This window comes from Dorea formicigenerans, from assembly GCF_025150245.1.
Classification (GTDB): Bacteria; Bacillota; Clostridia; order Lachnospirales; family Lachnospiraceae; genus Dorea; species Dorea formicigenerans.
In genome coordinates, this window is record NZ_CP102279.1 from 102,476 (window position 1) to 123,006 (window position 20,531).

Below are 20,531 nucleotides of genomic sequence, written 5' to 3' on the forward strand. Positions count from 1 at the left end.
CCTGTCCCAAATTGACTTTTTCCCGTACCGCTAGTACAATATTACTACTATGAATGAATTAAAAAATATATTAGAACAAAATTTAAATGACAATTTTATATCGGCGGTTTTGAGTAATCCGAGAGATGAGAAGCTCTCGGCAAAGGTTAAGGTGCGCCCGGTGCTCATGAAAGATACAAGAGTCTATCAGATGGAGACGTTTCGTGGGAATCAGGCATTTCATGAGAATTTAAGTGCGGATGAGGCGTGCGAAAAGATGCTGGAGGCTATGGAGAATATGAAGCAGATGCAGCTTGTAACGGTGGATGCGGAATTTTCTGTGCTTATCAGCAAGAAGGGAAAGGTTACAATTAAGAAGAAGCAGAAGAAAGCAAAGATGCGCCCGCTGGATCTGAATCATAACCGGAAGAAACAATATATCCTGCAGGAAGGTGTACCGGTTCCGTTTTTACAGGATCTTGGTGTTATGACGGAGGAAGGAAAGATTGTGCATGCAAGGTTCGACAAGTTCCGGCAGATCAACCGGTTCCTGGAATTTATCGAGGATATTTTACCACAGCTTGATTCTGGAAGAGAGCTTACAATTCTGGATTTTGGCTGTGGAAAGTCTTATCTTACATTTGCTATGTATTATTATCTTCATGAGCTGAAATCTTATGACATCCGGATCATCGGTCTGGATCTGAAGACGGATGTAATCCGGAAATGTAACGAGTTGGCGAAGAAGTATCAGTATGGTAAGCTGACGTTTCTGGAGGGAAATATTGCAGACTATACGGGCGCGGAGGAAGTAGATATGGTTGTGACACTTCATGCCTGTGATACAGCAACGGATTTTGCGCTGGCAAAAGCAATTGGCTGGAATGCGAAGGTTATTTTATCGGTGCCTTGCTGCCAGCATGAACTGAACCGGCAGATGAAGAACGATGTGCTTTCGCCGATCATGAATTATGGACTTTTGAAAGAACGTATGGCGGCGCTTGTGACAGATGGATTACGTGCGGAGTATCTAAAGAGGGAGGGATACGACGTGCAGGTTCTGGAATTTATTGACATGGAACATACACCGAAAAATATTCTGCTTCGTGCGGTGAAAACAGGTCGTCGGGCAGACAATGAAGAGAGCATCCGCGCATGCGAGACATTTCTTCGCGTGACACCGACACTGGGGAGACTGCTAGACGAAAAAGGGGAGCTTTAAATGAAATGGAAAAATCGCGTGATCCACGCAGGGGTACTGGTTCTGGTATTTCTTGCTGCGGTGGTCATATTTGGCTATGTGACAAATAAAAAGAACAGTAACATGACGACAGATATGGGGGCAGCAACACGTCCCCAGATTGCGTTTTCTTATAACGGTTATTCGCTCAATGACCTGCCCGGATATAAGAATGAGATGGATTTGACAGGCGTACGTGATTCCATCACACCGGTCAGCAATGGCCAGCTTCAGGTCACCATTAAAGCTTATGAAAATGTGATCGACAGCCTGGACTATACGGTTTATTCGATCGATGGCAAAGAAAAGCTGTTGGAACAAAAGGTGAAGAATCCAGGAGAGAATGCAACGCTGGAAGTAGGAAATGTCGATGGTGAAAATATTTTGTCTGAGGAGCGTATGCTTCAGATCACGCTGCATATGGACAATCACGACATGTATTATTATACGAGAATCGTGGACGGAGCCAAGTTAAATGCGGCGCCAAGCCTGGATTATGTACAAAGTTTCCATGAAAATGCACTGGCGAAAGCGGAAGGTGTTGGAATTGGAACGGCGATTGAGCCCAGTGATGAAGGAGACAACACGACATTACAGCATGTGACGATCCACTCAGATTACACGCATGTAACATGGGGAGATCTGGCCCCGAAGGTTGATGGAAGTGAGCGTTGGACGATTAAAGAGTTGAACAGCACATATATGGCAGTGGAGCTGGAATATCGTGTGAACTGTACTGGTGAGGAAAATGAGCAAGACGAATACCAGGTGCGGGAATATTTCCGCGTGCGTTACATTTCCGGAAGCCAGAAGACATATCTGTTAGATTATGACCGGACGATGGACCAGATATTTGATGCGACGAAGAAGGTGTTGAATGAAAAAGGTGTACTTCTTGGCATCACAGACAAGAATCCGGTCTACATGGTAAATAAAAACGGAACCGTTGTGTCATTTGTGCAGGCGGGAGAACTATGGAATTATAATCGTGACCGGGATGAAGTTTCTCTTGTGTTCAGCTTTGCAGATGCGGAGAATACGGATATTCGGAATATGCTGATGCAGCATGATATTAAGATTTTAAATGTAGACGAAAAGGGAAATACAACATTTGCCGTATGCGGATACATGAACCGGGGCAGCCATGAAGGTGAGACTGGATCAGCAGTCTACTATTATAATATTGAACAGAATTCTGTTGAGGAAAAATTATTCGTATCCAGTGACAAGGCTTATGACCGTGCCCAGGAAGAAGTGGGCGGACTGGTCTACTATAATGTAGAAAATGGCTGTCTGTATACGATTGCAGATGACGTACTCTACAAAATGGATATGAATAAAGGTACGAAAAAGGAGCTTGCGACAGGACTGAATGAAGATCAGTATGTTGCAAGCGAAGATGGACATCTGGTAGCTTATGAGAAAGAAGATCCTTCGAAGTCCAAGTCTGTGACAGTTATGAATCTGGAGACTGATCAAGAATATGAAGTGACTTGCAAAGATGGCGAGTGTATCAAACCACTTGGCTTCATGGATGGTGATTTTGTCTACGGTGTTGCAAAAACGGAAGAAGTCGGAACAACACTGTCAGGAGCCCAGGTCATTCCGATGTATAAAGTGGAGATTACAAGTAGTAAAGATAAGGTGATCAAAACTTATGAACAGTCAGGAATCTATATGTTAAGTGCTACATTTGAGGATAATATGATCACCCTTGACCGTGCGGTAAAAGACGGCGATACTTACACCGGAACAGCACAGGATTATATTACAAGCAGCGAAGAGGCGAAAGAAAGCAATATTTATGTGCAGACATATAAAACAGATCTGAAAGAGACACAGGTTCGCCTGACGTATGATGATGGCATTTCTGACAAGGAGCCGAAGCTATTAAAACCGAAACAGGTGGTACTTGAAAATGTTCCACAGGTCAGTCTGGACCGCAAAAAAGAAACAGACGCATTTTATGTGTATGGTCATGGAAGGCTTCAGGGAACTTATAATACTGCAGGAAAAGCGATTCAGAAAGCCAATGACTGTGGCGGAGTCGTGGTTGATGCTGATCAGAATTACATCTGGGAGCGTGGAAACCGCGATCTGAAATATTCGATTGACACGGAAGATGCAGATACAGAACAGCTCAGACAGGCACTCGCAGGTGGAAAATCTGTGGTTGATGCAATTACAGAAGTTTATGGAAGCGTGATGGATTTAAGTGGCTGTACGATAGACGAACTGCTTTACAATGTTAATCAGGGACGACCGTTAATTGCCGTCTTAGATGCGCAAACAACGCTGATGATTGTTGGTTATAGTGACGGAATAGTCAGCTGTGAAGATATTGGAAGCGGTGCACGCAGCAATCATGCACAAAGTGACTTTGCAAATGTCAGTGTATATCTGGCAGCAAAATAGAAGTGAAATATTTGTTTTGGCATTACGAAGAGCCAGAACCGGCAATTGTCGGTTCTGGCTCTTCTCGATTACAGATTCATTTTGCTCTCGTGCAATAATCAGAATGACAGATAAAAAGTTCAAATATAGCCAGAGTGCAGAGGCAAATGCCGCAGCGCACACAGCGGTGGAAAAGGCTGAGAAAGAAGCCCAAGAAGCGCGTCAGGCGGTGAAAACGCAGCAACAGGCAGTAGACCAGGCACAGAACGAGCTGAATCTTGTACAGGCTTCCCAGGAAGAAAAACAAAAAAATTACGATTATGCATTTGCAAAGGTAAAAGCACTTGGCGGAAATACAAGTGCCACGGCGGAATCTGCAGCCACACACCAGACGCAGGCAGAAGTGGCACTTGCACAGGCGAGGGCAGAGAAAATTGCAGCAGAGAATGAAGTGAATCAGAAACAGACACTTTTAAATCAGGCACAGGTGGAATCAGATGCGGCAGACGAAAATGTCAAGGCAAAAGAGAATGCACTGGAAAAAGCAGAAAATGCACTGAAACAATTGGAAGCTGAAACCAACAGCAGTATTGTAAAGAAACGTGCGGATGTTGATGAAAAGCAGAATGCACTGGATATTGCAGAAAAAGAATTAGAGGAGAAAAATGTGTCCATATCTGATGCCGTGGAACAGAAAAACAAAGCAGAACAGGCACTGGAAGAACAGGAGGCAGAATTGTCTGTGCTACAGAGAGAGCTGGCAGCACAGACAGAAGATGCTGCAGCAGCGCAGATAGAAGTGGATAAAAAGCAGGCAGCATATGACGAAATAAAGGCAATGATTATGCAGCTTCTTCATGCACAGGCAGATTATAATCAGAAACAGCAGGAAGAGGTGACGGCAAAAACGGAGTATAAAAATGCCCAAAATATAGTGAATACACTGGAAGCAGCTCTGGCAGATGCGAAAGACACTCAGGCAGAAGCCCAGTCAAAGGAAGAAAGGGCAAAGGCATTGTCTTATGATGCTGCATTTCTAAATCAGATTACAGATCCGGATTTCACGTATTTAAATGATGAGATTTCGAAAGTAAAAGATGCCCAAAGCAGAGAAGCCCTGTTGCAGAAAGCTTATGACGCGGCAAAGCAGAAAGCGGCGGAAAGTGAAGAAGCATATGGACAGGCAAAACTGGAAAATGTGAGAACACTTGCAGAACTGGCAGTTGCCCAGACAACCTATGATAAGTATCTGGCGGAACAGAAAGCGCAGGAAGCAGCTGCCCAGGCAAAAGCTGATGAAGAATTGAGAAAAGAGACAGAAAAAATACGACAGGTATTCGAGCAGAAAGATGCCGCAGATAAGTACGATAACAGCAAAATCTCTCAGAAAGCTATGTCGGTTAAGACCGGAGACAAAGCAAATGCAGGAGGAATGCTGGCAGTTGCAGGTGTTGCCGGAATGATAGCGGCTCTGGCGCAGAAAATAAAAAGAAGAGAGCAGGATTAAACCGTTACGCTCTCTTCTTGGAGGAGTTCGGAACATTACTTTAGATAAGTTCCGGACTCTGATAAAAAATTATCTTTGAAATATATGTTTCGATAAAATTGTCAGTGATTGATATTTTACTGTGCAAATAATGTCTTTGCGTATTTTTTAAGTGCAAAGTAAAGAACCATTCCGAGTACTGCACAGGAAATAATCTCTCCGATACCAACTGTGCACATCATAAATGGAATTGGAAGTGCAACTCCGTATCCGTAACGCAGAACGAACGGAACGATCAGGATATTTGCAATAATCGGTGGAACCGGGGCAAGGTAAGGACTCTTCTCGCGAAGCTTCCATGTAAAGAATGCTCCAATTAATGTTGCGATACTTCCAAAGATAATGTCAGGGAGTATTGCGCCTCCGAGGATATTACCTATCAGGCAGCCGATAAATAATCCTGGAATTGCTGCTGGTGTGAATACCGGAAGAATGGTCAGGGCTTCTGAAATACGAACCTGTACCTCTCCGAATGAAAATGGTGCGAATACATAAGTGAGCACCACATAGATAGCTGCAATCATAGCAGCCTGTGTCATGAAACTGATGTTTTTGTTCTTCATTTTAAAATCTCCTTTAGTTTTGTTTTACGTGTGGAAGGTCACGAACACACGATTCATTTTCGCGTAGCAATGAGTCAGGCGTGCATGTTTGCATGGACATCTGACGAATGCCGCGGAGGCATATATGTTGATATATGACCTACGCCGGAAATCGGCGAAACCCTTGTAAGACCTTGGTTTTTCGGGTTTTACATCGGGTGATAGTATAGCATGGAAGTTCTGAAAAATCAAGGGAAGTACAAAAAAATGGCCAAAATGGGAAAAGAGGGATTTTCAAGGATATAGGGGAAAAACCTTAGAAATAGAGAAAAAATTATTGATAATGCGAAATCTGGAAATATAAAAATATACTAATAGAATCAATCTGGTTGTCTGTTCGTTAATGCTATGTTATGATACAGATAGGGAAACCAAAGCCAGGCGGCTACCCTTCTTTTACGGAGGGATAAAACACCCTCCTAACGAAAGAAAGGAGGGCGATGCGATGGTCACATATTCTGATATGATTCAGTTTTGTATATTCATTGTTGCCCTTGTAGGTCTTTGCTATGAGATTTTCAAGGGCAAACGAAGATAGCCGCCACTACCGCAAATAGTGACGGCTATTGTACAATAGCTTAATATTATAACTAAGGTAGCCGCTTGCGGTTTCCCTCTTTGTATCTTAAATATAGCATATCCGGTAGTGGGACGCAAGAGCATCAAGAAAATTACTGATGTTCCAAATGAAAAATTTTCTAATAAAAAAATTTGTAAAAAAAGAAAAAAGTGCTTGCATTTTCAGAAAGGCTATTATATAATAACACTTGTCGTTAAGAGATGCGACAGAAAAATAAGAGATGCGCGATTAGCTCAGTTGGTAGAGCACCTGACTCTTAATCAGGGTGTCCAGGGTTCGAACCCCTGATCGCGCACTATTAAATCACTGTTTTTAGAGGCTTAGAGCTCTGGGGACGGTGATTTTTTTGTGCCTGAAAATAGAGGCTTTAGGGGGGATAAAACGGAAATCACCAGGGAAAGCAAGGGTGAAGTGTCTTTGTCGCAGATTCTTAATCCGTTAAGATTTGCCAGAATGCTGGATTCGATGATTTATCATTGATAATCGTTGCATTATTCGCTACAATTATTATATCAGCTGGGAGATGACTCCCACCTCGCAGCAAGAATGCTGAGGCATTCTTGAAATAAAATAATAGGATGATATTATCCGTGATGGGGCAAATGTTTTGCAGATTGGAGACCAGATATGAGTAGAAAAAAGAATAGAAAAAAGAATTTTGTTAAGCAAATAGCAGTTGTAAACAAAACCCCTGTGAAACAGGAGGAACAGATGGTACAGCTGGATTTAGGACCGCGAAGAAGTGTTGCGTTCATCGGTTCGGAATGCTATCCATTTGTTAAGACTGGCGGACTGGGAGATGTTATGTCTGCGCTTCCAAAGACTCTGGCGAAGTTAAATCTGGATGTTAAGGTAATTCTTCCAAGATATAAATGTATTCCTCAGAAGTTTCAGGAAAAGATGGAGTACAGAGGTTCTTTTTATATGGATCTTTGTTCTGACGGGAAACAGTATTATGTAGGAATCATGGAATATCAGAAAGATGGAGTTGTCTATGATTTTATCGACAATGACGAGTTCTTTTCCTGGGGTAATCCGTATACGAACCTCATAGATGATATTCCGAAGTTCTGTTATTTTGCGAAGGCATCGCTTGCCGCACTCAATTATCTGGACTGGACACCTGACATCGTACATTGTCATGACTGGCAGGCAGCTTTAGTACCGCTTTATTTAAGAACCTGTTTTCAGAATACGAATGTTGGACGGGCAAATGCAGTACTTACGATACATAATCTGAGATTCCAGGGAATATATGACAGAAAAATGATTCAATACTGGTCAGGTCTTCCGGATTATGTATTCAATAAAGACTGCATGATTCAGAACTGGCTGGATGCCAATATGTTAAAGGGCGGTATCGCTTACTGTAATAAAATTACGACAGTTAGCAATACTTATGCGGGCGAGATTCAGACGGAAGAGTACGGTGAAGGTCTTGCGGAACATTTGAGATATCATAATAATAAAATTAGAGGAATTGTGAATGGAATTGATACAGATAACTGGAATCCTGCAACAGATAAACTGTTAACAGCTAATTATGATGCCGAGTCAGCAGTAGAAAATAAAAAGATAAACAAGAAAGCACTCCAGGAATCTTTGGGATTAGAAGTGGATGACCATAAGATGCTGATCGGACTTATTTCACGTCTTACCAACCAAAAAGGTCTTGATCTTGTAAATGCTGTAATTCCGGGGATTATGGATGGGAATACACAGGTGGTGGTTCTTGGTACCGGTGATGCCTGGTATGAAAATACATTCCGTTATTATGAATATAAATATAAAGGCAGTTTCTGCGCATACATTGATTACAATGAAAATGTCGCCCACGGTATTTATTCGGGCTGTGATGCGATCCTGGTTCCGTCAAGATTTGAACCATGCGGGCTTACACAGCTGATAGCTATGAGATATGGTGCGATTCCGATTGTCAGAGAAACAGGAGGACTTAAAGATACCGTTTCCCCTTATAATATGTACGACAATACAGGGAATGGTTTTACATTTGACCGGTATGAAAGCGGACTTCTTTACGATGCCATTAACAGGGCAAAGACGCTCTATTTTGAGAGCAGGAAGTATTGGGATGATATGGTGATCCGGGATATGAACAAAGATGTTTCCTGGGAAAAGAGTGCAAAACAATACAAAGATTTGTATGTAGAGCTGACACCGAGAAACTAAAAAAATATATGCAATAAAAAGTCCTTCTTGATAAACTTTTATTTATACATGGGAAAGCAAGAGACGATAGTGATTTAAAGAATTTGGATATAAGGATGCATTTTTGAGTCCTGAAGAGTTTGTTGCCTATAAGAAAGCGAACGCATAATACGAAAGGCAGGGGTTATTATGAGAGCATTTTGGATCGTACTGGACAGTGCAGGAATAGGAAATGCACCGGATGCAGAAGCATTTGGTGATAAGGGAAGCAATACATGGAAGACTTGTTATGATTCCGGAAAACTGCATATTCCGAATATGGAAAAATTGGGGATTTATAACATCGACGAGATGAATTATGGGGATAAGTCTTTAAGTCCAATTGGATGTTACGGAAGACTTCATGAAAAATCTATGGGAAAAGATACGACCATCGGGCATTGGGAGATGGCAGGTATGATATCTCCGAAACCATTTCCGGTATATCCAGACGGATTCCCGAAGGATGTGCTGGATGAATTCCGAAAGCAGACAGGACGGGAAGTGCTGTGTAATAAACCATATTCCGGAACAGAAGTTATCAAGGATTATGGGCGTGAGCACATGGAAACAGGTGCGTTGATCGTATATACATCCGCTGACAGTGTGTTCCAGATTGCAGCTCTTGAAGATGTTGTGCCGGTAGAAACTCTGTATGAATATTGCAAAATAGCAAGAAAGATTCTGATGGGCGCTCATGCAGTAGCAAGAGTCATTGCAAGACCATTTGTAGGACAATATCCGAACTTCGAAAGAACAGACCGTAGACATGACTTTTCGCTTGTGCCGCCAAAACAGACGGTGCTGGATGATTTGAAAGATGCCGGAAAAGATGTCATCGGTGTTGGCAAGATATATGATATATTTGCCGGAAAAGGAATCACAGAGACAACTGCGAACCATGGAAATAAAAAGAACATGGAGAAAGTATTTGAGTTGCAAAAGAAAGATTTTAATGGACTGTGCTACATTAATCTGGTTGATTTTGATATGATATATGGCCATCGAAGAGATATTTTAGGATATACAACTGCATTAAATGAATTTGACAAGGATCTTGAAATATTTCTTGCTAATATGCGCGGCGATGATGTGTTATTTATCACAGCTGATCATGGCTGTGATCCGGGATATAAAGGAACTGATCATACGCGTGAGTCTGTACCGCTTCTGGGTTACAGTAAATGCTGGAAACAGGGCGTGAATATCGGAACAAGAGATACTTACGCTGATATAGCGGCCACCCTTGCACAGATATTTGAAATCGAGTATCATGGTGATGGTACAGGATTTCTTGAAATGCTAAAATAAAGACTGAAAATGAATAGTAATTAAAGTTATGAATGGGGCAGAAGCGTCTGGCGGGCGATTTTGCCCCTGTAACTGTAATAAGCGAAAATAGAAAGGATGATAGAAAACGAAATATGATAAAACATGTATTATTTGACTTGGATGGGACATTACTTCCTATGGATCAGAATGAATTTGTAAAGTATTATATGCCACTTCTGGCAAAGCGATTTGTAAAATATGGAATGGAGCCGAAAGCGCTGATCGGGACGATCTGGAAAGGTGTGGAGGCAATGGTACTGAATGATGGAAGCATGACCAACGAGGATGCCTTCTGGGAATGTTTTGAGAAAATATCTGGGCTTTCCAGAGCAGAGGTAGAGCAGGAGACGTTGGATTTTTATGCAAATGAATTTAATGAGGCAATTGCATCTACAAAACCGAATCCGCGCGCAGACCAGGTTGTTAAACTGTTGAAAGAACATGGTGTGAAAGTGTACCTTGCGACCAATCCGATCTTCCCGCGTGTGGGAACTATGAACCGTATCCGCTGGGCAGGAATCGATGCAGAAGACTTTGAAGTTATTACGACCTATGAAACATATCATTACTGCAAGCCGAATCCGAAATATTTTCAGGAAGTTATGGAGGAGTTTGGACTTAATCCAAAAGAATGCCTCATGGTAGGAAATGATGTGCAGGAAGACCTGACGATCCGCTCCCTTGGCGTAAAGACATATTTATTAACAGATACACTGGAAAATAAAAAGAACATTCCATTAGAAGAAGTTGAGACAGAGTACAAAGGGACTATGGAAGAATTATATGAATGGTTTCAGTCATATTTTGTTCACAATTAGTTTTCATTTTAAACATAGTTTCATCACACTTTGTGTCTATACTATTAATTGTTCGAAAGAACAAAACAATTTTCTTTTTCATAACTTTTTCCTCAGGGCTGCAACCTCCCAAACATGCAGTCCTATTTTATTGTCTAAAATTAAATTTAAGGATATATACAGCACCAAATAGCTGCTCTACAATATGAGTTATTTTCTATAGTTGCTGCGCCACTTATATTTTGCTGATTATACAAACTCGCCCAAAAGCGGCTCAAACAGTGTATAATCAGCAAAGCTATGCTCGCAACTATGACGAAAATGACTCAATTATTGTAGAGCAGCTATTTGGTGCTTTGTATATAGCGTTAAATTTATGCGGGAGGAGAGGGAGCTCTTGCCTTTTTCGCTTCGCGTATGCGAAAGTTGTGAAGGTTAGGTTATTTTATATTTCATAAGAAGAAGGAGTAGTGGGAGTCGGCGGAAGTTTCAAGAATAGGAAAATTTCATGAAGGTCTGCTTGCGGTTCAGATAACTGCTTAGTGGCGGGAAGAAGATATAAATTGTAAATTCCCGGCTATAGAAATAGTAACCCCTGAATAAAATAATTGAGCAATTTGCGTTGTAGTTGCGAGCATAGCCTGTGTGATTATACACTGTTTGAGCCGTCTTTATGGCGAGTTTGTATAATCACACAGAGATAAGCGGCGCAGCAACTACAGAAAATTGTCTCATTTTTTATTCAGGGGTTACTATTATATATAGGGTCAAAATTACAATTTATATTTTCGTTTACACCATCCGATCGTGCTCTGTGAAAAATTCCGTTGTAGTCGGGTAGGTATAACTCTTACCAATTTCCTTGAGCAGCACGACATTTAATTTTCCGCCCAGGTTTTTCTTGTCGAGGGCAATGGCTCCGATCAGGTCGTGGAGCATAAGGTCACACTTGTGTGGAAGTCCATAGACATCCAGGACTTTGCGTATATGTTCCGCTTCGCCGGGGTTCGTCAGTCCCATTTCCTCTGCAATCTTTGTAATCTGATACATTCCGATGGCAACTGCTTCACCGTGGCTTTCGCGTGTGTAGTGGTAATGCTGTTCGATTGTGTGTGCCAGAGTGTGACCAAAGTTCAGGAGCATGCGCTCGCCGGTGTCGAACTGATCGTGCTCAACAACGATTCGCTTGATATCTACACAGCGATAGATAACTTCGGTCAGATCTTTCTTCAAATCTTCAAATGAGGTGTGTGCCTCCAGATTTTTGAATAAATCAGCATCCCAGATGCAGCCGTATTTGATGACCTCGCCCATACCGTCGTTGATGTAACGCTCTGGCAGTGTATTTAATACAAGTGGGTCGATGAGCACAAGAGCCGGCTGATAAAAAGCACCGACCAGGTTCTTGCCTTCCGGCAGATCTACGGCGACTTTTCCACCGACGGAAGAATCGACCTGTGCCAGAAGTGAGGTCGGAATCTGGATAAACTTGATCCCGCGAAGGAAGCTTGCGGCTGCAAATCCTGCCAGATCTCCGATGACGCCGCCTCCGAGGGCAATGATCAGATCACTTCGTGAAAAACGGGCTTCCAAAAGTGCGGAATAGATTTTCGGAAGACTTTGAAAACTCTTGGTTGGCTCACCGTGTGGGAGAATAAGAGAATGAACCTCATATTTATCTTCCAGTGTTTTTACAATAGTATCTCCGTACAGAGGAAATACGTTGTCGTCTGAGATGATCATGATTTTTTTTCCGGAGTAAACTCTTTCGATATGGCTTCCGGTATCTTTCAAAATATTATTTTCAATATAAATGGAGTAGCTGTGTGCTCCGAGGTCTACATATAATTCCATGCTGATAATCCTCTTCTTTCTTTTACACCTGTGAAAACGTCAAGACTCGCGAACGGGTCTTGAATAGTTAAAATGTTTTTCCGACTACTTTTGCAATCTCAGCAACCTGTTTCAGCAGTGCATCATATTTCGCAGGTTTCAGAGACTGGGAACCGTCGCACAGTGCCATCTCAGGATTGTTATGAACCTCGATCATCAGACCGTTTGCTCCTGCAGCAACAGCAGCCTTAGCCATTGGTTCAACCAGCCACCATTTTCCACCGGCATGGCTTGGATCAATGATGATCGGAAGATGTGAAAGTTTTTGGATAACCGGGATACTCTGGAGATCCAGTGTATTTCTTGTATAGGATTCAAATGTACGGACACCGCGCTCACATAAAATAACATTTTCATTACCGGATGCCATAATGTATTCTGCAGACATCAGCCACTCTTCGTAGGTAGCGTTTAGACCACGTTTCAGAAGAATCGGGCGGTCTACCTGTCCTAACTGTTTCAACAGATCGAAGTTCTGCATGTTTCTTGCACCAATCTGTATCAGGTCAACTTTTTCGTTGAATACATCCAGATATTCGGCGGACATCAATTCTGTAACGATTGGCAGTCCTGTTGCAGCTTTTGCTTCACAGAGGATATTCAGACCTTCAAGACCGAGTCCCTGGAATGAATATGGACTTGTACGAGGTTTGAAAGCACCACCGCGGAGCATGTTGGCTCCGGAAGCTTTCGCAGCTTTTGCAATCTCAAGAACCTGGTCTACAGACTCTACAGAACAAGGTCCGGCGATCAGCGCCAGATTATCTCCTCCAACCTTGACTCCGGACACATCGATGATGGAGTTGTCCGGGTGGAAAGCGCGGCTTGCTAATTTGTAAGGCTCCTGCACATGCATAACCTTTGTGACAGCAGGATCAACTTCGAAGAGTTTCGCGTCGATACGTGATGTGTCACCGATACAGCCGATGATCGTCATCTCTGCTCCTTCAATTACGTGAGTGTCCAGACCTCTTGCTTTGACCATATTTTCAACACGTTCAATATCTTCCTTTGGGGAAAGTGGTTTTAATACAATAATCATAATAGTAACTCCTTCTATACCTTTATATATGTAACATCTATAATATTCACACTGTAAAATTTTAGTTGTTTAAAGTGTGAAACTAATACATATAGTACCCCGTTAGAATAGCATTTGTCAATGGGTTTTATGAAAATATCTCTCATTATGTTCCAGTTTAATTAAGTTGACTTGATACAGGGCATTTGCTAAAATGAAAGAGGAAAAATAAGGGTTTATCTAGCAACAAAAAAGTTTACAAAGACAGAAAATTTTCAAGGGAGAGTAAGGGAAATTTAATAAGGAGGAAATGCGATGTTAGAGTTAACATTTGGGGAACAGGTCAAAATCGTTCTGAACCGTAAAGATATGACGATCAAGCAGCTTGCGGAGATGATTGAAGAACGAACAGGAAAGAAAATGTCCAGACAGAATCTGACGCAGAGACTGGCCAGAGATAATTTTCAGGAACAGGACATGCGTTTAATTGCATCTATATTAGAGTGCCCATTTCATCTGAGTATACTGGAAGAGAATGCGGATAGTGAATATACAACCCGTGAAAATATCAAAATCGATAAGCGAGCTGAAAATAATATTATTATAGATGAAGAACCACAACAGCTGACACTGAATCTGGAGTATGATGAACCAGAGCAGGTACAGGAAGAACAGCCGGTAAAAGCAAGGGAATTTGGCATATCTGGAGCAGAACGTGATATTACAATTGGAGAACTGGTAGATATCCATAAAGATTTAGATCAGATGGAAGAAACATCAGAATATGCAGACCAGACAGAATATGAAGAACCGGCAGAATATGAGGAGCCGGCAGAATATGAGGAGCCGGCAGAATATGAAGAACCGGCAGAATATGAAGAAGAGCCGCAGTCTTCGGAAGTTCCTGAGTATGACAAGCAGGAGGATGTGAAGGATATTCTGGAAGAAATGGCTGCGATAGAGGCTGAAGAGAAGAAGGCAAGAGAAGACAGAGAAGAAAGAGAAAGAGAAAGAGAGCGAGAAAAGGAACAGGAAAAAGAGCAGGAGAAGCCACGTGGCTGGAGGGCTTATTTCCCGCGCCGTAAGAAAAAGCAAGCAGAGGCGGTTCATGAGGACAAGCAGGAAGCTGCCACAGAACAGTTGGAGGCAGAATCTGCGATGAATCAGGCGCAGCCGGAAGACAAGACAGAAGAGGCTGTATCGGAAGAACCATATCAGGAGTCAGAAGAATATCAGGAGCCGAAAGAATATCAAGAAGCTGAAGAGCATCAGGAGCCGGAAGAATATCAGGAAGCTGAAGAGTATCAGGAGTCAGAACCGTACCAGGAAGAGGAGCAGGCATACGAAGAATATGTTGAGGAAAATCAACAGGATATGGAAGAAGAGTTTGCTGATACCGCACAGGATTGGGAAGCTCCGGAAGAAGAAAATGTGGGTGATATCAACCCATATACGGGCATGGAATATGAATCCAACAGTGTGAGAATGCATCCAAAGAGAATCGGTTATGTCCAGGTCTATGACAGAAGTGATCATCAGTGGACCGACATGACAGAGTGGGCATTCCTTGGATATCAGGAGCGCAAGAAAGCGCTTCTCGGCAAGGATTACGAGCCTCCGATTTATCTGGATTAAGTAATAGTAGATCATTTGTGAGGAGAAATAAGAAGATGAGATGGGAAGAACTTCTGTCGGCAAAGAGATGTCGTGGTGGACAGACGAGAGGGAGAAATGCTAAAAGTTCAGACTTGCGGAGTGAATTTGAAAAAGATTACCATCGAATTATTGGCAGTGCTTCATTTCGAAGACTTCAAGATAAGACACAGGTATTTCCACTGGATAAAAGTGATTTTATCCGGACAAGACTAACTCATTCTCTGGAGGTTTCTTCTTTTGCAAAATCTCTTGGACAGAACATCGGAGAAAACATTTTAGTTTACAAAAAAGATTCTGAGTTTACACCACAGATGAAAGAAGATATATGTAATATTTTGCAATGCGCAGGGCTGATTCACGATATCGGGAATCCGCCCTTTGGGCATTTTGGAGAAGATGTGATCCGGGAGTGGTTCGAACGGAAGCTGCCACTTATGACATATCATGGAAAGTCGATGGAACAAGTGATGAGCCGGCAGATGGTAGAGGATCTGTATCATTTTGAAGGAAATGCACAGGCGTTCCGGCTTGTGACGAAACTGCATTTTCTGGTGGATGAGCGAGGTATGAACCTGACGTATGCGCTTCTGAGCACCATTGTAAAATATCCGGTGCCGTCCACAGGAATCGACTTGGATTCCGGGGATATTAAGACGCGCAAGATGGGATATTATCTGGCAGATGAGAAAATGTTCCGTGAGATCGAGAGGGAGACTGGAACGAATGGCTGTCGGCATCCGTTGACGTTTATATTAGAGGCGGCAGATGACATAGCATATAAGACTGCGGATATCGAGGATGCATTTGTAAAAGGGTACTTAAGTTATCATACATTGCTGGAGGAACTTAAGGAACTGCAAATGATGTATCATCAGGAAACGAATATATTTCGCCCGGCGGATAAGCTGGAAGAGTTATATTTTCGGGGGAAAGAGATGCATGTGGCAAATCCAGAGGAGTATGCAGTAAAGAACTGGATCATCCGTGTTCAGGGATTTGTGATCAACTGCGCAACTTATGGGTTTACATCGAATTATGATGCAATTATGAAGGGTGAATATAAGTATGATCTGTTTCACGGTACTTACTGTGAGCGGCTGATGCAGCTTCTTGGTGACCTGGCATACAGAGAAGTCTTTACATCGGAACCTATTTATCGAATGGAAGTGACAGAATCTGTCATGCTGAGTGATCTTTTGAATAAGTTTATGACAGCAATCATCAAATATGATGACCCTTCGCAGAAATTAAATTCCATGGATCTTAGGATTGTGTCATTTATTTCTGATAACTATAAGCGGGCATATCATTGTCAGGCAGAGGGCAAGACGGAGGCGGAAAAACTGTATTTGAGGATTCTGCTTGTGACAGATTATATATGTGGAATGACGGACAGCTATGCAATGCGTCTTTATCAGGAAATGCGAGGAATGTTTTTGAGTGGAACAGAATAGACTGTGGTAAATGATACAAGTCAGGACGGATAGGATTGAAGAGGTTTATTCGATATCTGTATGAATATGAAGGGAATCAGAAAAAAAGAAATGTCGGGTTTGTAAAAGTCGAACAAGATGGGAAAGAAACAACGATTTCTGTACATGGGAAAGGGCTGTGTGGAAAAAGCAATGAAAACATTTCCTGTTATCTTATAAAATTGGATTCTGAGATGGGAAATATACTTTTCGTTCCGGCAGGAGAGATACAGATTGGAATGATTTCCTGCGGGGGATGTTTTTGCTATACAGAAGAACTGATAGGAGCTGGCTATGGAAAGACAGAGCAGAGTGTCGGTCAGACGTGTGAGAAAAAAGACGACATTTGTGGGCTTGGTCTTGGTGATCCCAAGGAAGCATTTTATGTAGCGCTTTGGAATGAGGAAATGTATGGAGACCTTGATATTGCGAGGGCGAAGGTCTTTCAAGAATTCGATAGTGATAAAACCGCCGGGGAATCTAAGAGTATTAAGAGTATAGACGAAAAAGAGGCAGAGGTAGAAACGCAGTTCGGGGACGATGAAGAGACAGAAAATCTGGAAGAAGAACAGCCAGAGAAAAAAGAACAGGAAACAGTAGAAGAATCCTCGGAGAAAAAGGAACAGGAAACAGTAGAAGAGTTCCCAGAGAAAAAAGAACAGGAAACAGTAGAAGAATCCTCGGAGAAAAAAGATCTGAAAAAAGACGATAGAGACACAGATTTGCAAAATTTCCGGCGGCAGATCATGAAAATCCAGCGTGGAGAAATCAGTATCCTGCCACGATGCGAGTGGAAACTTGCCAATAATAATTTTCTGCTTCATGGATATTATAATTACCGGCATCTTGTTCTGATTGACGAAGGTAATCAATTAAAGCTGGGAGTTCCTGGCATTTATCATGAACGGGAAGCAAGAGCGGCGGCAACATTTGGATTTCCGGAATTTATTGCAGAAGCAGATGTGAATGTGACGCTTGAACCACAGGAACGAAATGAAAATCAGCAATTCGGCTACTGGTGCCGGCAGGTGCGAAGACCGCCGAGATAGTAAGGAGTAAAAATGACTGCAGATGAAAAATATATGCGGGAGGCAATCAAACAGGCGAAAAAGGCATATGCTATCGGAGAAGTTCCGATTGGCTGTGTAATCGTGTATCAGGACAAAATTATTGCTCGCGGATATAATCGAAGAACAATCGATAAAAATACACTGGCTCATGCGGAGCTTCAGGCAATCCGTAAAGCAAGTAAGAAAATGGAAGACTGGCGGCTGGAAGAATGTACGATGTATGTGACTCTGGAGCCGTGCCAGATGTGCTCCGGTGCAATCGTTCAATCTCGAATGACAAGAGTTGTAGTTGGCTGCATGAACCCAAAGGCAGGATGCGCAGGATCTATATTAAATCTATTGCAGATGCCGCAGTTCAATCATCAGGTAGAGCTTACAACAGGGGTTCTGGAAGAAGAATGCAGTCAGATGATGAAAACATTTTTTAAAGAACTGAGAGAAAAACGTAAAAAAAATAAGCAATAATCCGTAACTTTGGATTATTGCTTTTATTTGTGCACGAATAATATTTTTTTCGTGCGTTGTGCGTCGAACACGATCCAACGAACGTTACCCTGGCAGTAAACTCAACCCAGGCACCCTTACGGCACCCGAAAGATTCCACTTAGTGCTGCTTCGTTCCCGACCTGACACGGTTCATGGATTTTCGTCGCGTAAGACCCAGATATCAACGCCACATACCAGGGGCGGCTTCACCAGACCAATGCCCTCGGCACAACATCACCCCTGCTATAGCGGATTGCAGGTTCAAGGTACCGCTACCACCCCGGCTGCACAAGTCCATATTATAACGGAAGATGGTGGAAAAGTCAATTGGGGACGGGGTTTTTTCAGTTTTACCCCGGTTCTTTTTCAAAAAAACCCCGTCCCCAATTGAACTTTAACCTGTCCCTTTTTGATTTCAGGTGGTATAATCGTTCGAAAAGGAGCATATATTTATGAAGATTTTACTTGTCGCGATCAATGCGAAATATATACATTCGAACCTTGCCGTGTATTGTCTGAAGACATATGCCGAAAAGAATATGCCGCAGGATGTGAATGTTCAGATAGAACTGGCGGAATATACGATCAATCAGAACAGAGATGAGATTTTAAAAGATATTTATAGGAGACAGGCAGAGATGATCTGTTTTTCATGCTATATCTGGAATCTGGATTATGTGGAGTCGATGATTCGGGATGTGAAAAAAGTTATGAAAGATGTAATCATCTGGGCAGGGGGACCGGAGGTGTCCTATGACTCCCGGGAGACTTTGGGGAGGCTGCCGGAACTGACTGGTGTGATGAAAGGGGAAGGTGAGAAGACATTTGCAAAATTATGTAAAGTGTATGGGAAGCGTTCCGAAACATCAGAATTATCGCTGGAGCAGATAGACGGGATTACATTCCGATGTCCGGATGGGACGATCTGTGAGCGGCCGTGGCGTGTGCCAATGGATCTGAGTGAGGTTCCATTTGTCTATCACGATATGAAAAAGTTCGAGAACAAGATCATTTATTATGAGACGAGCCGGGGGTGTCCATTTTCATGCAGCTATTGTCTGTCTTCGATTGATAAGCGGCTTCGATTCCGGAGCCTGGATCTAGTGTTTAATGAACTGCAGTTTTTCCTGGATCATAAGGTTCCGCAGGTGAAGTTCGTGGATCGTACATTTAACTGTAAACATGACCATGCTATGGCAATCTGGAAATATATTCAGGAGCATGACAATGGAATCACGAATTTTCACTTTGAAGTTGCGGCGGATTTGCTGAATGATGAGGAAATCAGACTGATCCGGCAGATGCGTCCGGGACTGATCCAGCTGGAAATCGGGGTGCAGTCTACGAATACGGATACGATTCGGGAGATTCGAAGAACAATGAGGCTTGAGGAAGTCCGTGAGCATGTGGCAAGGATAAAAGAAAAGGGAAATATCCATCAACATCTGGATCTGATCGCAGGACTTCCGTATGAAGACATAAAAAGCTTTCGAAAGTCATTTGATGATGTCTACAGCATGCGCCCGGACCAGTTACAGCTTGGTTTTCTGAAAGTGTTAAAAGGTTCGTATATGCAGGAGATGCAGCAGGAATATGAGCTGCGATATAAAGATGAGCCGCCGTATGAAGTACTTTCTACAAAATGGCTTCCATATTCAGATGTAATTGAGCTGAAAGGGATTGAAGAAATGGTGGAAATCTACTATAATAGTGGACAATTCACCCATGTAGTGGAAGCGTTGGTGAAAAACTATGCATCTGCATATCAGATGTACCAAGATTTGTGGCAGTATTATGAAGAGCATGATTACATGGGGATTCAGCACCGAAGAAGCGCCCGGTATGAGATCGTGCTGGATTTTGTGAAAGAAAAATATCCAGAGCAGGCAGACGTAATGCGGGAACTTCTGACTTATGATTATTATCTCAGGGAAAATGCGAAGAGCCGTCCGGAATTTGCAGGCGAAGATGCAACAGACAAGCGGTTTGTCAGAGCATTTTATGAAGAAGAGGAAAAAGAACGAAAGCATTTGCCGGGATATGAACAGTTTGATAGAAATCAGATGCGCAAGATGACGCACCTGGAATATTTCCCGCATATGGGGAAAATGTTACTTTTTGATTACAAGTTTCGAAATCCATTGAATCAGGAAGCGAGAACGTGTATGATAAAGAAAGATTCGTTGGAAAGAAGAGGATAGAGAATGAATTTCAATGATAAAAAGACAAGGAGAATCATTTCAATCGTAGTACTT

14 protein-coding genes, 1 tRNA gene and 1 other RNA gene are annotated in these 20,531 nt (G+C 42.4%); 12 read left to right on the forward strand and 4 right to left on the reverse strand.

Features of this window, described 5'->3' with window-relative positions:
* Nucleotides 1-49 precede the first annotated feature (49 nt).
* From NQ560_RS00500 to NQ560_RS00510, 3 genes are all read left to right on the forward strand, one after another.
* The gene (locus NQ560_RS00500) at nt 50-1,201 is read left to right on the forward strand and encodes a class I SAM-dependent methyltransferase (RefSeq protein WP_005331848.1); all 1,152 of its coding nucleotides are present in this window, start codon (nt 50-52) and stop codon (nt 1,199-1,201) included.
* A complete protein-coding gene (locus NQ560_RS00505) occupies nt 1,202-3,634 on the forward strand; it encodes a hypothetical protein (protein ID WP_005331849.1) in 2,433 nt (810 codons plus the stop codon).
* Nucleotides 3,635-3,737: 103 nt separating this feature from the next.
* Nucleotides 3,738-5,120, forward strand: coding sequence for a hypothetical protein (locus NQ560_RS00510; RefSeq protein WP_005331851.1), 1,383 nt, complete (start codon nt 3,738-3,740; stop codon nt 5,118-5,120).
* Between the two features lie 116 nt (nt 5,121-5,236).
* Here NQ560_RS00510 and NQ560_RS00515 read toward each other — a convergent pair whose 3' ends face one another.
* A complete protein-coding gene (locus NQ560_RS00515; protein ID WP_005331853.1) occupies nt 5,237-5,722 on the reverse strand; it encodes a QueT transporter family protein in 486 nt (161 codons plus the stop codon).
* Between the two features lie 841 nt (nt 5,723-6,563).
* Between NQ560_RS00515 and NQ560_RS00525 the strand changes: the two genes are divergently transcribed.
* From NQ560_RS00525 to NQ560_RS00540, 4 genes are all read left to right on the forward strand, one after another.
* Nucleotides 6,564-6,636 (forward strand) — tRNA-Lys (locus NQ560_RS00525).
* 332 nt (nt 6,637-6,968) lie between these two features.
* Nucleotides 6,969-8,531: a glycogen synthase gene (locus NQ560_RS00530; RefSeq protein ID WP_005331857.1), complete on the forward strand. Its 1,563-nt coding sequence runs from the start codon at nt 6,969-6,971 to the stop codon at nt 8,529-8,531.
* Between the two features lie 168 nt (nt 8,532-8,699).
* On the forward strand, nt 8,700-9,860 hold the full coding sequence (locus NQ560_RS00535; protein ID WP_005331859.1) for a phosphopentomutase: 1,161 nt from the start codon (nt 8,700-8,702) through the stop codon (nt 9,858-9,860).
* Between the two features lie 113 nt (nt 9,861-9,973).
* Nucleotides 9,974-10,699, forward strand: coding sequence for an HAD family hydrolase (locus tag NQ560_RS00540; protein WP_040015371.1), 726 nt, complete (start codon nt 9,974-9,976; stop codon nt 10,697-10,699).
* 771 nt (nt 10,700-11,470) lie between these two features.
* Here the strand turns inward: NQ560_RS00540 and aroB are convergent.
* Together aroB and aroF are read right to left on the reverse strand one after the other, a co-directional pair.
* Nucleotides 11,471-12,532, reverse strand: coding sequence for a 3-dehydroquinate synthase (gene aroB, locus NQ560_RS00545; protein WP_005331863.1), 1,062 nt, complete (start codon nt 12,530-12,532; stop codon nt 11,471-11,473).
* Nucleotides 12,533-12,599: 67 nt separating this feature from the next.
* On the reverse strand, nt 12,600-13,613 hold the full coding sequence (gene aroF, locus NQ560_RS00550) for a 3-deoxy-7-phosphoheptulonate synthase (protein ID WP_005331864.1): 1,014 nt from the start codon (nt 13,611-13,613) through the stop codon (nt 12,600-12,602).
* A 294-nt stretch (nt 13,614-13,907) separates the two neighbouring features.
* On the opposite strand from aroF, the gene NQ560_RS00555 reads away from it, so the two are divergent.
* From NQ560_RS00555 to tadA, 4 genes are read left to right on the forward strand one after another with little or no spacing between them, the layout of a single operon-like run.
* Nucleotides 13,908-15,227 (forward strand): hypothetical protein, encoded by a 1,320-nt coding sequence (locus tag NQ560_RS00555; protein WP_005331866.1) that lies wholly within the window; start codon nt 13,908-13,910, stop codon nt 15,225-15,227.
* Between the two features lie 35 nt (nt 15,228-15,262).
* On the forward strand, nt 15,263-16,702 hold the full coding sequence (locus tag NQ560_RS00560; protein ID WP_005331867.1) for a deoxyguanosinetriphosphate triphosphohydrolase: 1,440 nt from the start codon (nt 15,263-15,265) through the stop codon (nt 16,700-16,702).
* A gap of 35 nt (nt 16,703-16,737) precedes the next feature.
* Nucleotides 16,738-17,769 carry a hypothetical protein gene (locus NQ560_RS00565; protein ID WP_005331868.1) on the forward strand — a complete coding sequence of 344 codons (1,032 nt, stop codon included), beginning with the start codon at nt 16,738-16,740 and terminating at the stop codon, nt 17,767-17,769.
* Between the two features lie 12 nt (nt 17,770-17,781).
* A complete protein-coding gene (tadA, locus tag NQ560_RS00570; RefSeq protein ID WP_005331869.1) occupies nt 17,782-18,255 on the forward strand; it encodes a tRNA adenosine(34) deaminase TadA in 474 nt (157 codons plus the stop codon).
* Nucleotides 18,256-18,304: 49 nt separating this feature from the next.
* Here the strand turns inward: tadA and ffs are convergent.
* An RNA gene (gene ffs / locus NQ560_RS00575) (signal recognition particle sRNA large type) lies at nt 18,305-18,568 on the reverse strand.
* A gap of 160 nt (nt 18,569-18,728) precedes the next feature.
* Here ffs and NQ560_RS00580 point away from each other — a divergent pair.
* The gene (locus NQ560_RS00580; RefSeq protein WP_005331870.1) at nt 18,729-20,477 is read left to right on the forward strand and encodes a B12-binding domain-containing radical SAM protein; all 1,749 of its coding nucleotides are present in this window, start codon (nt 18,729-18,731) and stop codon (nt 20,475-20,477) included.
* Nucleotides 20,478-20,531 lie beyond the last annotated feature (54 nt).

What these genes read in the sequence shown, in the direction of transcription:
- NQ560_RS00500 (WP_005331848.1), top strand. Translation starts at nt 50, where the DNA reads ATGAATGAATTAAAAAATATATTAGAACAAAATTTAAATGACAATTTT.
- NQ560_RS00505 (WP_005331849.1), top strand. Translation starts at nt 1,202, where the DNA reads ATGAAATGGAAAAATCGCGTGATCCACGCAGGGGTACTGGTTCTGGTA.
- NQ560_RS00510 (WP_005331851.1), top strand. Translation starts at nt 3,738, where the DNA reads ATGACAGATAAAAAGTTCAAATATAGCCAGAGTGCAGAGGCAAATGCC.
- NQ560_RS00515 (WP_005331853.1), bottom strand. Translation starts at nt 5,722, where the DNA reads ATGAAGAACAAAAACATCAGTTTCATGACACAGGCTGCTATGATTGCA.
- NQ560_RS00530 (WP_005331857.1), top strand. Translation starts at nt 6,969, where the DNA reads ATGAGTAGAAAAAAGAATAGAAAAAAGAATTTTGTTAAGCAAATAGCA.
- NQ560_RS00535 (WP_005331859.1), top strand. Translation starts at nt 8,700, where the DNA reads ATGAGAGCATTTTGGATCGTACTGGACAGTGCAGGAATAGGAAATGCA.
- NQ560_RS00540 (WP_040015371.1), top strand. Translation starts at nt 9,974, where the DNA reads ATGATAAAACATGTATTATTTGACTTGGATGGGACATTACTTCCTATG.
- aroB (WP_005331863.1), bottom strand. Translation starts at nt 12,532, where the DNA reads ATGGAATTATATGTAGACCTCGGAGCACACAGCTACTCCATTTATATT.
- aroF (WP_005331864.1), bottom strand. Translation starts at nt 13,613, where the DNA reads ATGATTATTGTATTAAAACCACTTTCCCCAAAGGAAGATATTGAACGT.
- NQ560_RS00555 (WP_005331866.1), top strand. Translation starts at nt 13,908, where the DNA reads ATGTTAGAGTTAACATTTGGGGAACAGGTCAAAATCGTTCTGAACCGT.
- NQ560_RS00560 (WP_005331867.1), top strand. Translation starts at nt 15,263, where the DNA reads ATGAGATGGGAAGAACTTCTGTCGGCAAAGAGATGTCGTGGTGGACAG.
- tadA (WP_005331869.1), top strand. Translation starts at nt 17,782, where the DNA reads ATGACTGCAGATGAAAAATATATGCGGGAGGCAATCAAACAGGCGAAA.
- NQ560_RS00580 (WP_005331870.1), top strand. Translation starts at nt 18,729, where the DNA reads ATGAAGATTTTACTTGTCGCGATCAATGCGAAATATATACATTCGAAC.